Source organism: Halobaculum marinum (assembly GCF_029338555.1).
GTDB classification, from domain to species: domain Archaea; phylum Halobacteriota; class Halobacteria; order Halobacteriales; family Haloferacaceae; genus Halobaculum; species Halobaculum marinum.
The window spans coordinates 2,166,683-2,180,440 of sequence record NZ_CP119989.1 but is presented as its reverse complement, the minus strand read 5'-3'; the positions used below and the strand labels follow the sequence as shown (position 1 = coordinate 2,180,440).

Below are 13,758 nucleotides of genomic sequence, written 5' to 3'. Positions count from 1 at the left end.
ACTGGCGAGTATGTCGCAGGCAGCGACGGGCACGCTCGCGAGCGTCGGCGGGGGAGTCGCCGCGCTCCCGTGGCTGGCCCAGATCGAGTCGCCCCCCGGCGAACCGCCGTACGCGGCGCTGCTGTTCGCGGCGACGTTCGTCTCGCTGCTCGGCGTGTTCCTCACGCTCCACGGCGGGGCGGCCTACGCCCTGCTCGTGTGGGAGGGCGCCGCCGGCGTCGCGGCGTGGGTGTACCTCGACCCCATCGTCGGCGTGTTCTTCTTCCTCGCGGCGACGGTGCAGGCGCCGCTGGCGGCCCACCTGTGGGGCGACCCGCTCAGCGTCCGACCGCGCCTCTGGTGGCTGCTCCAGACACTGATCGCGGCCGCAGAAGACCGACAGAAGGGGTAGGGAATGCCGGGGGTCTCCCCGACGACCGGTGTTACCGCCCGAGGCTCGCGTGCGCCGACGAGAGGTTCCGCGACGCGAGCGCAGAGAGGAGCGAGAGTTCGCCCGCGAGCGCCGCGACCGCGACGGCCTCCGCGAGCGCGTCTGCGTTGCTCCCGGCGGGGTCGCCGCCGCCGCGGATGCCGAGCACGTCCAGCGCCTCCGACTGCGTGGGGAGTTTCGTCCCGCCGCCGACCGTCCCGACCTCCAGCGAGGCGATGGTCACCGAGACGTACAGGTCGCCGTCGGCGTCGACTTCGGCGGTCGTGATGGCGTTCGACCCCTCGACGACCTGCGCGGCGTCTTGGCCGGTCGCGAGGAACATCGCCGCGACCATGTTGGCCACGTGGGCGTTGAAGCCGAGACTGCCGGCCTTCGCGGAGCCGACGAGGTTCTTGCGCGTGTTCACCTCGGCGACGGCCTCTGGGGTCGTCTTCAGCGTCTCTTCGACCGTCTCGCGGGGGATGGTCACGTCGGCGGCGACCGTCCGCCCGCGCCCCTCGACGGCGTTGACCGCCGCGGGCTTCTTGTCGGTACAGAGGTTGCCCGACAGCGCGACCAACTCGGCGGTCGTCTCGGCCTCGATCACGTCGCAGGCTTCCTCGGTCGCGATGGTGGCCATGTTCATCCCCATCGCGTCTTTCGTGTCGTACGCGAACCGGACGAACACGGTGTTGCCGACGACGTACGGCGTCGCCTCCTTCAACTCGCCGTGGCTCGTCGTCGACTCGGCGGCCTCCCGGAGGGCGTCGACGTTGTCGCGGACCCACGACGACAGCGCCTCGGCCTCGGCCACGTCGGCGACGCGGAAGGCAGGGGCCCGAGTCATGCGGTTCTTGAGCACGCGCGCGCCAGCGCCGCCGGCGGTGTTGAGCGCCGCACAGCCGCGGTTGACGGACGCGAGCAGCGCGCCCTCGGTCGTCGCCATCGGGAGGTAGTGCTCGCCCGAGATGGCGCCGCCGTCTATCTCGACGGGGCCGACGACGCCCAGTGGGATCTGGATCGCGCCGACCATGTTCTCGATGGCGGAGTCGGCGACCGCGGCGTCGAAGGCGTAGTCGCCGCTGGTCGCGAGGTCCGCGCCGGAGTGCTCTTCGACGAGCAGTCGGCGGGCCGCGGCGGCGGTGTCGGCGTCCGCGTGCTCCTCCAACTCGTACAGGCGGAGGTCGCCGTCGCGCACGCGCTCGGCGAGCGTCGCGGCGTCGGCGTCGGTGTCGCTCATGCGCGAGTGGTCCGGGCGGGAGCGGTTAATTCCTTTCAGTCGTCGGCTTCGCCCACCGGGAACGCCCACAGCGTCGCCGAGGTGTCTTGCCCGGCCCCCGCCGTGGACGACTGTCGCTGTGCCTCCGGCGTCGTCTCGGCGGTGAACACATACCGCCCCGACGCGGGTACGACGCCCCGCGCCCTGGTCGCCGTCCGCGTCCGTTCCCAGGCGATGTCGCCGTCGGCTCGGTCGAGCGCGAGGACTCGAACGGTGCGCTCGGCGGGGTCGACGCGGAGCAGGTGGACCGCCGACTGACTGACGGTCGCGGTCGTCCCCTGTGCGAACCCGCCGGGGTCGACGGTGCGCGACCACCGGCGCTCGCCGTCCGCGAGGTCGTACGCGACGACGTGGCCGGTGAGTCCCGCGACGTACGCGACGCCGTCGGCGACCGCCGGCCTGACGACCGCGCCGCCGGGCCAGTCGCCGCGCCACGCGCGTTCTCCCTGGGTCGTCACCACCTCGACGCCGTGGAGGCCAGCGCGGACGAGTACGTCGTTCGTCGCGACGACCGTCGAGGCGGACGGCCCGTCGGGGTCGTGGCGCCAGACGGTGCTCCCGTCGGCCACGTCGACCGCCCGGAGTTGCGACCCCCAAGAGAGGTACGCACGCCCGTCGCTGACCGCCACGACCCGGGGGCTGCCGATCCGGTCCGTCGTCGGGTCGTCGTCGTCGGCAGCGGTCGGCGGTAGCCGCCACCGGAGCGCGCCGTCGTGGTCGTAGGCTGCGACACCGGACGGGCCGCCCGCGAACACGCCCGCGTCGGTCACCGTCGGTGGCTCGTTGAAGAACAAGTCGTCGACGGCATCCGTCGTCCACGCCTGTCGACCGGCGGCTGGGTCGACGACTGTGACCCGTTGTCCGACAGCGACGTACAGCAGGCCGCGGTAGTACACGGGGCGGAAGTTCGAGTTCGGCGCGCTGAAGCGGAACCCGACCGGGTCACCGTCGACGGCCAGCGGAACACTCGCGGTCCGGTCGCCGGAGTCGAGCGCGTACGCCTCGACGGTGGCACGGGGGCCGTCGTCGGTCGGGACGCCGCGGACGAGGTACGCCGTCCCGTCGACGACCGTCGGCGTCGTCATCGGTCCGTCGGCGTCGACGCGGACGGGTTGCCCCGGTTCGCGACCGCTGACGGACGGTGCGTGACCGCGGTGTCGGGCATCCCCGCCGAGCATCGGCCAAGATCCCTCGCCGGCGGGCGCACCGTCGGGGTCGCCGGGGGTGGCTGCCGCCGGCGCATCGTCGTCGTCGGGCTGGTCGGCGGGTCGGCGCCCGCCGAGACACCCGACCGTGGCTGTCCCGGCGAGGAGCGCGAGGGCTGTTCGTCTGGAGGGGTGATCGGGGACCATGTGCCGGCGTTCCGAGCGGTGTGTCAAAGGTTTGTCGTCCGCGCCGGTGCCGACCTCCCACGGCTCCGTCCCGGGCGCCCCGCTTCCCGAACGATTTTGACGCGGCGCGACGCCGGTCCTCCCATGACTACCCCCGCTGATCTCGTCGTGACGAACGCCGAGGTGCACACGCTCGCGGACCCCGACGAAACGTACGAGGCGTTCGCCGTCCGGGACGGTCGGATCGTCCGCCTCGGCACCAGTTACGACGTCGAGTTCCTCGTCGGCGCCGACACGGAGACGCTCGACGCCGCCGGTCGCGTCGCGCTCCCCGGGTTCGTCGACGCCCACACCCACCTCCTCAACTCCGGCCGGACGCTCGTCCACGCCGACCTGTCGACGGCAGACTCCCCCGCTGAGGCGGTCGACCTCCTCCGCGAGCGCGCGAGCGAAGTCGACACCGACGCCGGCGAGTGGGTGCTCGGCTTCGGCTACGACGAGTCGACGTGGGGCGAGTCGCGCTACCTCACCCGCGAGGACCTCCACGCCGTCAGCGAGACGGCGCCCGTCGTCGCGTTCCGCGAGGACATGCACGTCGCGAGCGTCAACGACCCCGTGTTCGACCGCCTGCGCGAGGAGATGCCCGACGACGACGTCCACACCGAGGGTGGCGACCCGACCGGCGTGGTGGTCGAGGAGGCCGTCGACCCGGTGTACGAGGCCATCGAACCCGACGCCGACGAGGCGGAGGAACTGATCCGCGCCGCACAGGCGAACGCGAACGAGCGGGGCGTCACGATGGTCCACGACATGGTCCGGCAGTCGAAGGCGCCGGAGGTGTACCGCGACCTCGACCTCGCGGACGAACTCACCCTCCGCGTCCGGGTCAACTACTGGGCCGACCACTTCGACTCGCTCATCGACGCCGGCTTGCGCACGAACCACGGCAGCGACATGGTGCAGACGGGCGCGGTCAAGTCCTACACCGACGGCACGTTCGGCGGTCGAACCGCGAAGCTCCACGACCCGTACGCCGACGACGCCGGCGAGACGGGCACGTGGGTGCTCGGCCCCGACGGCATCGCCGACCTGGTCTCGCGCGCCGACGCCCACGGCTTCCAGGTGACGCTGCACGCCATCGGCGACGCCGCCATCGACGCCGTGCTCGAGGCCTACGCCGACACAGACGCGCCGGGCGAGTCACGCCACCGCGTCGAGCACAGCGAACTCGCGAGCGACGAGGCCATCGAACGCATGGCCGACCTCGGCGTCGTCGCGTCGATGCAGCCGAACTTCCACAAGTGGGGGTTCGAGGACGGGCTGTACGACGCGCGCCTCGGCGACCGTCGCACCGACGCAAACCGCCTCCCCGCCTACTGTGAGGCGGGGGCACTGCTGGCGTTCGGGAGCGACTGTATGCCGCTCGACCCGCTGCTGGGCGTCCACTACGCGGTGAACGCCCCGAGCGAGGGGCAGTCGCTCGGCGTCACCGAGGCATTGCGCGCCTACACCAGCGGCGGCGCGTACGCGGGCTTCGACGAGGGCCGCCTCGGCACGCTCGAACGCGGGAAGCGCGCGGACTTCGTGCTCTTGGAGGAGTCGCCGTGGGACCGCGCCGACGCCATCGACGAGGTCGACGTGGCCGTGACCGCCGTCGACGGCGACGTCGTGTACGACGACCGCTGACGGCTGACCGTCGCCTCTCCCACTCGCGCCCACTTCCACCGGTCGCCCGTTACGCCGTCGCGTCGGTGGCCTCGGCGTCGTCGAGCGGTTCCGCGTCGAGCACCTTCAGCGTCTCGTCGACGGTGACCCGGATCACGTCGCCGGCACACGGGAGGTCGAGGCGGATGCGGAGCGGGTCCGTCGAGACGACGGTCGTGTGCACGTCGCTGACGGTCCACGGGTGCGTCCAGAACGGGTCGGTCGTGAGGTCGACCCCACGCTCGGAGAAGAAGGTGAGCACCGGCGCCGTGTCGAGGAGGTTCACCCCGACGGCGGAGGTGAGGCGGTTGTCACAGCGGCCGCAGACGTGTTCGACGACGACATCCTGTCCCGGCACCGCCGTGTCGGTGCCGAGGGTCGTCTCCACGCGACCCATGCACTCGGGGCAGACGCCGTCGGCGGCGAGACAGTAGTGGTGGCGGACGTGGTGGTGGAACGCGTCGAGGAACTCCGCGGGCGTCCGGTCGGCGAGGCCGCCCGGCGGGAACGGGTAGTTCACCGGCGTCCGCCCACAGTCGGCGCAGGCGATGGTGAGTAGTTCGTTGGCGTAGCGCGCCTCCAGGGCGCCGCCGCACTCGTAGCAGGTGCCGGGCGCGTCGAACGGTCCCAACTCGCTTCGCCCGGTGAACGTCCCGGCGAACACCGACCGGACGACCTTCCACCCCGGCGTGCGGAACTCGTACCCCTCGACGCAGTCGTCGGCGGTCGCGCCGGACTCGTCGGGGTCACACTCGACCTTGCGGACGAAGTGGTCGAGCAGTTGCTTGAGGTGGTAGTTGAAGTGGGCGCTGTCGTCGAGGTCGACGCGGTCGTACAACTCGGAGAACTGGATCGGCGTGTCGTCGCCGCGCTCGATGGTCGCCTCGTGGAGGGCCTGTAGGATCTCGATGCGGGTCTCGTTCCCGAGGAGGGCGAACGCCTCTGCCGGGGCGAGGTCCGCGTCGTCGGCGTGGTCGACGGCCTCGTCGACGGATCGGCTCATACCCGACTCTGCGGCGGGCATGGTCAAAGTCGTTGGGTCGGTTGGGTCGACCCGCACGTGTGCTGTTCAGGCGCCGCCCCCGACCGACTACGCGAACGAGAACTCGACGGCGTCGTCGTCGCCGTCGACGCTCGCCCCCTCCTGCTCGGCGAAGGCGTCGCGGAGGCGCTCCCACGTGTCCTCGAGCGCCTCGACGATCACCTTCGTCTCGGCGACGACGGGCATGAAGTTCGTGTCGCCCTCCCACCGGGGGACGACGTGCGTGTGGAGGTGGTCGTCGATCGACCCGCCGGCGGCCGCGCCGCCGAGGTTCTCGCCCGCGTTGACGCCGTTGGGGTCCAGCGCCGTCTCCAGCGCCCGGATCGTCCGCTGTTTCAGCCGCGCGTGGTCGAGGAGCGTCGCGTCGTCGAGGGCGGCGTACGACCCCTCGTGGACACGCGGGATCACCATCGCGTGCCCGGGGTTGTACGGATAGTTGTTGAGGAGCACGAATGCCCGGTCGGAGCGGGCGACCACTCGCGACGCCCGGTCGGCGTCGCGTTCGGGGAGCACGCAGAACGGACAGCCGTCGACCGACTCCTCGTCGTCGCGCTCGACCCACTCGATCCGCCACGGCGCGAACACCTGATCCATACCGAGCGGTCGGCCGGACGACCCTTGAACCCCGCGCGTCGATCCGGGTGACACAGACCCACACACCGAGATCGGCAGACGAGACCGCGGTCGACAGCATCGAACCGAGATGGGCGCTCACACGCTAGGCAAAGGTTTATTTCCCACATACTACCTTTATCCGGCTTAGCGTTGTAGACGGGGGTGCATGGCGACCCAACCCTCCGACCCCGACCACGTCACCGAGCGCTGTGTCGACTGTGGCGGGGAGACGACGCACGACGTGCGGGTCGAGATCCGCACCGAGAGCGAGAAGGAGGAAAACGCCGAGTTCTCACGCGAACCCTACCGGATCACGACCTGTAACGAATGCGGGTCCGAGACGGCGACGCGGATGAACAACGCGTAGTACCGACCTGCCTGCACCGAACGATCATCCCGCCGGGCCGATCAGGAGCGGCCTCCCGGGACCCTTGCTGTCTCTCAGACGCAGCCACCAGCGAGCGACCGCGCCGCGTCGCCGACTCAGGAGAACAGGCCCGCCGTCGTGACCTCGACGCCGTCGTCGGTGACGATCAGCGTGTGTTCGGCCTGACTCACTAGCTCGCCGTCTTGCTCTTTGAGCACCGGGTACCCCTTGACGGCGCCCTGCTGGACGAGGCGGCGGAGCGCCATCTCGTCGCGCGAGGAGTCGAGCCAGCGCGCCGCAAAGGGGAGACCGTCGAACTCGCGGACCTGTTCGAGCGCCTGGCGGGCCGCACGATTTCGCACGGAGACGTCCTGCGTCAACTCGAAGATCTCCTCGTCGTTGCCCTCGCCGACTTTGCCGCGCCCAGTCGTCGCGAACGGCTCGATGGCGACGACCTGCCCCGGCTCCAGTTCGACGGAGCGGTCGACGCCGCGGTTGGGGACGTTCGGGCCGGTGTGGGCGTCGTACCGCTCGACGCCGTGGCCCGAGAGGTTGTAGACGGGCGTGTAGTCGTACGCGTCGATCACGTCTTCGATCTCGGCGCCGATCTCGCCCACGGGGACGCCCGGCCCGGCGGCGTCGACGGCGGCCTCCAGCGCCTGCTCGGCGGCCTCGACGAGTTCCGTCTCCCCAGCGAGGTCGACTGTCACCGCCGCGTCGGCGATGTAGCCGTCGACGTGGACGCCGATGTCGAGACAGACGACGTCCTCGCCGAACTCCGTGGGGTCGTCGCGCTCGGGCGTCGCGTGGCTCGCCTCCTCGTCGATGGAGATGTTCACCGGGAACGCGATCCCGGCGCCCTCCTCGCGGATGCGCTCCTCGGCGAACTCGGCGACCTCCAGGTGCGTGACGCCGGGTTCCACCATCTCGCGCGCCTCGCCCATCACGGTCGTCAGGATCTCGCCGGCCTCGCGGTGCTTCTCGAGGACGTCCTCGTCGAGGGCACTCATGCGCTGGCGTTCGACTGAAGTGGGGAAAGGGGTTGCGCCTCGCGCGGGTGAATCGTTCTTGCTCCGCAGTGGATCCGCCTGTGACTTGCCCCGACGGGGGAGTGCGGCGTGTGATCACTACACACGGAATCGTCACACATCGTGTGGGCTGCGGTCCGACGAAACCGACACAAGGCGTCGGGATTCGTCTCGCTCGGGGCGGTGGCGCTTCGCCGCTCCGGGCTGACCCCGTGTCTACGACTCTCACAATAGCCCTATTAAGCGGCGTTTTTAGGGTTCGAGAGCGTCGATCTCGCTGATGAGTGCGCCGCGATTCGGGCCGGAGGTCGAACCGCTCCATAGACGGGTCGACGTGTCCGACTGGGAGGAGGTGTACGTCGTCGGCGACGTGCACGGGTGCCCAGACGAACTCGACCGGCTACTGTCGAACCTGAGCGTCACCGACGACGACCTCGTCGTCTTCGTCGGCGACCTCGTGCGCAAGGGCCCCGACAGCAAGGCCGTCGTCGACCGCGTCCGCGAGGCAGACAACATGCTGACCGTCCGCGGGAACAACGAGGAGAAGCTCCTCCGCGGCGACAAGGAGCTGTCGGCCCTCACCGACGACGACCTCGACTGGATGGCGTCGCTGCCGGTCGCCATCTCGTGGGCCGGCGACGACGAGACGCCCGGCGCGCTGGTCGTCCACGGCGGCGTCGACCCCCGCGTCCCGCTCGCCGAACACACCGTCGACGACCTCCAGAACAACCGCTCGCTGCTGCCCGGCGGCTCCTACGGCGACCGCCCGTACTGGTGGGAGCAGTACGACGGCCCCCAGCGGGTCTTCTTCGGGCACACCGTGCTCGCACAGCCGGTCGTCCGGGAGTTCGCCGTCGGCCTCGACACCGGCTGTGTGTACGGCGGCGAGTTGACGGCGTACGACTGGCGCGAGGACGCGTTCGTCACGGTGGCTCCCGAGGAGACCGCCGAAGAGCGCGCCGATCGGAAGATCCTTGAACCACCGTTCCACAGCGACGCGAACGCGGACGCCCGCCTCACGACGGTCGAGAGCGAGTCGGACTGAGCGGCACCCTCCGGCGGATTCTCTGCTGTGTCCGTTCCCCCGATCCGTCAGCCGCCGCTGTCGACCGCGCCGGCGTCTCCCGTTTGGGTGCCCTCCGGAGTTCACCCCACGACTACGGATCCGTGTATACTGGTCTGACAGGAACGCTTACACCCCGGCGCCGTCTCCGTTTGTGCAACGACGAACGGATGACCGACGACCCCACTCCCGAGCACGACCGCGACGCCGACGCGGACGAACGGCCGGACGAGCAGCCGGGCGACGTGTCGACCGACGGCGTCGCGAACGCTCGCCAGTTGCCGGCCAGCATCGCGGACCTCGACCTCGCGCCCGCCGCCGAGCGACGGGTCGGCGACGCGGACCCGGGCGACCTCGACGAGCCACCGGTTCCGTGGGCCCGCTACGGGGCGGAGACGGAGCCGATCACCCACGACGTGGTAGACGACGGTGCCGCGATCGACCTGGACGACACACGAGTCCAACTCAGCCGCGAACTGAGCGAACTGGCCTTCCAGCGTCGCGTCCTCCACGAGGCGGTCGACGAGCGGAACCCCCTCCTCCAGCGCCTGCGCTTCCTCGGCATCACGACGAAGAACATGGACGAGTTCTTCATGAAGCGCGTCGGCGGGCTGAAGCAACAGCTCGCCGCGGGCGTCACGGAGACGACCCCCGACGGGCGCAGTCCCCGCGAACAGTGGGAGGCGGTGCTCGACCACGCCCACGACATCTTCGAGCAGCAGTCGACGTGTTACGCGGAGTCGGTCGAACCCGCACTGCGCGAGGCCGGCATTCACATCGTCTCGTGGGACGAGTTGACCGCCCACGAGCGCGACCGCCTGGGAGAGCACTTCGAGCGCCAGGTGATGCCAACGCTCACTCCGCTGACGTTCGACCCGGCCCACCCGTTCCCGTTCATCTCGAATCTCTCGCTGTCGATTGCGGTGCTCACCCGCGACGAGGAGGGCGAGCGCCGTTTCTCGCGAGTGAAGGTGCCCCAGAATCGGCCACGCCTCGTTCCGGTCGGCGCCGTAAGCGAGAACCCCGGCACCGCCGGGGCGGTGGAGCAGACGGCCGACGACGACGACCCGATTCGGTTCCTCCCGCTCGAACGGCTGATCGAGGCGAACCTCGACGCGCTGTTCCCCGACACGGAGGTCGTCTCCGCCTCGACGTTCCGCGTCACGCGCAACGCCGAGGTTCGACGCAACGAGGAGGTCGCCGAGGGGCTGATCGAGATGATCGAGGACGTGCTCCGCCAGCGCCGCTTCGCGACGGTCGTCAGGCTCGAAGTCGCCGACGACACCCCCGACGAGGTGCGCGACCTCCTCGTCGAACATCTCGACGTGAGCCGGCGAGAGGTGTTCGACCGACCCGAACCGCTGGCACTCGACGGCTTCGAGACGGTGGTCGACCTCGACCGTCCCGACCTCAAGCCCGACCCGTGGACCCCGCAGCGACACCCGCGCTTCGCCGGCATCGACGCCGACCGGCCGCAGGACCTGTTCGCGGAACTGCGGCGCGACGACGTGCTCGTCCACCACCCGTACCAGTCGTTCGGCGGCACCGTCCAGACGTTCCTCGACGCCGCCGCCCACGACCCGGACGTGCTCGCGATCAAGGCGGCCATCTACCGGACTGCGCCGGACTCGAAGGTGATCGGGAGCCTCATCGACGCCGCCAAGAACGGCAAGGAGGTCGCGGTGATGGTCGAGTTGAAGGCCCGCTTCGACGAGGAGAACAACCTCCGGTGGGTGAAGCGACTGGAGGAGGAGGGGATCCACGTCGCCTACGGCACCATCGGCCTCAAGACCCACTCGAAGGTCGCGCTCGTCGTCCGCGAGGAGGACGGCGACGTGGCGACGTACGCCCACGTCGGCACCGGCAACTACCACTCCGGCACCGCGAAGGGGTACGTCGACCTCGGACTGTTCACCGCCGACGAGGCCATCGGCGGCGACCTGGTGAACCTGTTCAACTCTTTCACCACCCACGCGCGCCACCGCGAGTACGACCGCCTGCTCGTCGCCCCGGAGAACCTCCGCTCGCGCGTCACCGAGTTGATCCGCAACGAGGCCGCAGTCGCCCGCGACGGCGGTGACGCCCGCATCGTCGCCAAGATGAACGCGCTCGAAGACCCCGAGATCGTGCGAGAGCTGTACCGCGCGGCACGCGCGGGGGTCGACATCGACCTGATCGTCCGCGGGATCTGTCGGCTCCGCCCGGGGATCGAGGGGCTCTCCGGCACTGTCCGCGTCCACAGCGTCGTCGGTCGCTTCCTCGAACACTCGCGGATCTACTACTTCGCCAACGGCGAGGACGACGGGGCGCCGGCGTACTTCGTCGGCTCGGCCGACTGGATGACGCGCAACCTCGACCGCCGCGTCGAGGCGGTCGCCCCCGTCGACGACCCGGCGATCCGCGCGGAGTTGGAGACGGTGCTTGCGCACATGCTCGCCGACAACCGGCGGCGGTGGCTGATGCGTCCCGACGGGAGCTACGTCCAACTCGACCCCGGCGAGGGCGACCCGACCCTGGACACCCACGAGCGCCTCGCCGAGCGCGCCCGGCAGGCCGCCCCGGAGGCAGACACGCGCTCCTCGTCGAGCGACCCCGGTCGAGAACCGGAGGTCGACCTCGACGAGATATACACCGACATGGACGACCGGTAGGCGCGACCGTCGGAACGGCGCCTGGGGTGGGCGACTTCCGCGAGGCTTTTGGCGAGCGCGCGGGGAGCGACCGTATGGCCAACCAGCCCCACCTGCTCGTCGACGAGGGCGACGTTCACGACATCGCACTCATCCCGGGCAACCCCGACCGCGTCGACCGGATCGCGAACCACTGCGACGAGTCGGAACTCGTCTCCGAGAACCGCGAGTACCGCATCGTCAACGCGACGTACGACGGCGTCGACCTCACGATCTGTTCGACGGGGATCGGCTGCCCCTCCGCCGCCATCGCCATCGAGGAACTCCGCAACGTCGGCGTCGAGACGGTCATCCGCGTCGGCACCTGCGGCGGCCTCCAGACGGACGTCGAGATCGGCGACATGGTCGTCGCCACCGGCGCCGCGAAGGAGGAGGGGACGAGCAAGCGCTACGAGTCCGAGACGTACCCCGCAGTGCCGGACTACGAGACGCTCACCGCGCTCGTCGACGCCGCCGAGGCGAACGACGAACAGGTGCACGTCGGCCCCATCGTCTCCGACGACGCGTTCTACAACGAGTCCGACGAGTACGTCGCCGACTGGGAGGAGGCGGGCCTGCTCGCCATCGAGATGGAGGCCGCCGCCGTGTTCTCGCTGGCGCGCCGCCGCGGGATGAACGCCGGCGCCATCTGCACCGCCGACGGCAACCTCGTCGCCGGCACCCAGAAGGGCGCCGACTCCGAGGAGGAACTGCCCGAGAAGGCGAAGAACAACGTCGGGCGCGCCATCGACATCGCGCTCGACGCCGTCGCGTCGCTGTAACGGGGAGCAGACCCCGACCCCAGCCATGGCGGACGACGCTCCACCGGACGGCGACTCCGACGGCGAGACACCGGGCCCAGCGACGCCCGGCATCGCCGACCGCGCGTTCGCCGCCGTCGCACGTGCCGGCCGGTGTGTGAGGCGGATCGAACGGCGGGAACTCGTCGAGTTCCGGCGTTGGATCGAGAACACGGAGAACCTGCTGCACCTCACCGTGGTGCTCGTCGTGCCGCTCGTCGTCGCGCTCGTCACGGAGCTGTCGAACTCGCTGACGCTGTTCTCGTTCCTGCTGTTCCCGCCACTGGCGTCCGGGTCCTACACACTGTTCGCGAACCCGGGTGGTGAGTACGCCGACCCCAAACGGTTCGTGGGCGGGCTGACCGTCGGCGCCGCCTGTGGCTGGGCGGCGTTGCGTGTGATCGACGTCGTCTCGGTGGGCTCTGGGCTGGCGATCAATCCCACGGCGGCGGCGTTCTCCATCCTCCTCGCCGGGGTCACGACGTGGGCACTCGGGGTGGAGGAGCCGTCGGCGTACTCGGCGTCACTGCTCGTGCTCGCGGCGCCCGACCGGGCGGGGCTGTACGTGCTGTTCACGCTCGTGGGGTCGACGCTCGTCGCGGGCGTGTTCCTCGCGTGGCGGCACTGGTTCTACGACCGGCGCGCCTCGCTGCTGTACGAGTCGATCCGGGGCGACGACAACGTGATCGTGCCGATGCGCGGCGAGGGAGCCGAGCGGACGGCGCTGTTCGCCGCCAGACTCGCCGTCCCCCACGAGGCCGGGAAGGTGGTGCTCCTCGACGTCGTCGACGACGAGGCAGACGCCGACGCCGTCGCCGAGCACCTCGAGGACCGGGCCGCCCGGATCCGTCGGGACGTGGGCGTCCCCTGTGAGGTGGTCGTCGCCGCCGGCGACCCGCTCGTCACCCTCCGGCGGGCCGCCGAGGAGACGGGCTGTGACCTGGTCGCGACGCCGTACGAGGCGGGCGACGACGGCGCCACGGCGTTCGTCCGGTCGGTGTTCGAGGGCCCGTTGGACGCCGTCGCGTTCCGGTCGGTGTCGACGGGCGACCGCTGGCGGCGGGTACTCGTGTTGATGGCGCGCCCGGGCGACTCCGCCCACGCGATGGTCGACTTCGCGAACCGGCTCGCGCGTGACAAGGGGGCCGTCTCCGTGTGCACGTGTATCGGCAGCGAGCGCGAGCGTCGCGCCGCCGAGGCGCGCCTCGCGAACGTCGTCGAGACGGTCGACGGCCCCGTCGAGACGCGGGTCGCCCGCTCTGACGTGGAGTCGTTCGTCGACGCTCACGCCGGTGCCTACGACGTGGTGATGCTGGGCTCGTCCGGGGACCGATCGGGCGTGTCGCGGATCGTGTCGCCACCGACGTTCGAACGGCTCCGCGGCGTCGACTGCGACGTCGCCGTCGTCGACCGCGGCGATCCGCACTGACGGCGACGAACCTGAGGCCGCA

The 13,758-nt window shown here is 70.6% G+C and carries 12 protein-coding genes; 7 read left to right on the top strand and 5 right to left on the bottom strand.

What is annotated here, in order from left to right:
• The first annotated feature begins 10 nt into the window (after positions 1-10).
• Positions 11-391: a hypothetical protein gene (locus tag P0R32_RS11300; protein WP_276237108.1), complete on the top strand. Its 381-nt coding sequence runs from the start codon at positions 11-13 to the stop codon at positions 389-391.
• 31 nt (positions 392-422) lie between these two features.
• On the opposite strand, the gene hmgA is transcribed toward P0R32_RS11300, so the two are convergent.
• Positions 423-1,649, bottom strand: a complete 1,227-nt coding sequence (gene hmgA, locus P0R32_RS11295; protein ID WP_276237107.1) for a hydroxymethylglutaryl-CoA reductase (NADPH) — start codon at positions 1,647-1,649, stop codon at positions 423-425.
• Between the two features lie 35 nt (positions 1,650-1,684).
• Entirely contained in the window at positions 1,685-3,040 is a 1,356-nt protein-coding gene (locus tag P0R32_RS11290; RefSeq protein WP_276237106.1) for an outer membrane protein assembly factor BamB family protein, read from the bottom strand.
• Positions 3,041-3,163: 123 nt separating this feature from the next.
• Here P0R32_RS11290 and P0R32_RS11285 point away from each other — a divergent pair, with 123 nt between their 5' ends.
• Positions 3,164-4,705 (top strand): amidohydrolase, encoded by a 1,542-nt coding sequence (locus P0R32_RS11285; protein ID WP_276237105.1) that lies wholly within the window; start codon positions 3,164-3,166, stop codon positions 4,703-4,705.
• A gap of 49 nt (positions 4,706-4,754) precedes the next feature.
• Here P0R32_RS11285 and P0R32_RS11280 read toward each other — a convergent pair whose 3' ends face one another.
• A complete protein-coding gene (locus tag P0R32_RS11280; protein WP_276237104.1) occupies positions 4,755-5,726 on the bottom strand; it encodes a winged helix-turn-helix domain-containing protein in 972 nt (323 codons plus the stop codon).
• Between the two features lie 87 nt (positions 5,727-5,813).
• A complete protein-coding gene (locus P0R32_RS11275) occupies positions 5,814-6,359 on the bottom strand; it encodes an HIT family protein (protein WP_276237103.1) in 546 nt (181 codons plus the stop codon).
• A gap of 187 nt (positions 6,360-6,546) precedes the next feature.
• Between P0R32_RS11275 and P0R32_RS11270 the strand changes: the two genes are divergently transcribed.
• Positions 6,547-6,747 (top strand): DUF7835 family putative zinc beta-ribbon protein, encoded by a 201-nt coding sequence (locus tag P0R32_RS11270; RefSeq protein WP_276237101.1) that lies wholly within the window; start codon positions 6,547-6,549, stop codon positions 6,745-6,747.
• Positions 6,748-6,863: 116 nt separating this feature from the next.
• Here the strand turns inward: P0R32_RS11270 and map are convergent, their stop codons facing one another.
• Positions 6,864-7,757 (bottom strand): type II methionyl aminopeptidase, encoded by an 894-nt coding sequence (map, locus tag P0R32_RS11265; protein WP_276237099.1) that lies wholly within the window; start codon positions 7,755-7,757, stop codon positions 6,864-6,866.
• Positions 7,758-8,055: 298 nt separating this feature from the next.
• Here map and P0R32_RS11260 point away from each other — a divergent pair, with 298 nt between their 5' ends.
• The 4 genes from P0R32_RS11260 to P0R32_RS11245 all read left to right on the top strand — a co-directional run bounded on the left by P0R32_RS11260 (position 8,056) and on the right by P0R32_RS11245 (position 13,736).
• Positions 8,056-8,820: a metallophosphoesterase family protein gene (locus tag P0R32_RS11260; protein ID WP_276237097.1), complete on the top strand. Its 765-nt coding sequence runs from the start codon at positions 8,056-8,058 to the stop codon at positions 8,818-8,820.
• A gap of 188 nt (positions 8,821-9,008) precedes the next feature.
• The gene (gene ppk1, locus P0R32_RS11255; protein ID WP_276237095.1) at positions 9,009-11,489 is read left to right on the top strand and encodes a polyphosphate kinase 1; all 2,481 of its coding nucleotides are present in this window, start codon (positions 9,009-9,011) and stop codon (positions 11,487-11,489) included.
• 74 nt (positions 11,490-11,563) lie between these two features.
• Positions 11,564-12,289, top strand: coding sequence for a guanosine phosphorylase (locus tag P0R32_RS11250; protein ID WP_276237093.1), 726 nt, complete (start codon positions 11,564-11,566; stop codon positions 12,287-12,289).
• 25 nt (positions 12,290-12,314) lie between these two features.
• Complete coding sequence (locus tag P0R32_RS11245) at positions 12,315-13,736, top strand: HPP family protein (RefSeq protein WP_276237091.1); 1,422 nt, start codon at positions 12,315-12,317, stop codon at positions 13,734-13,736.
• The last annotated feature ends 22 nt before the right edge of the window (positions 13,737-13,758 follow it).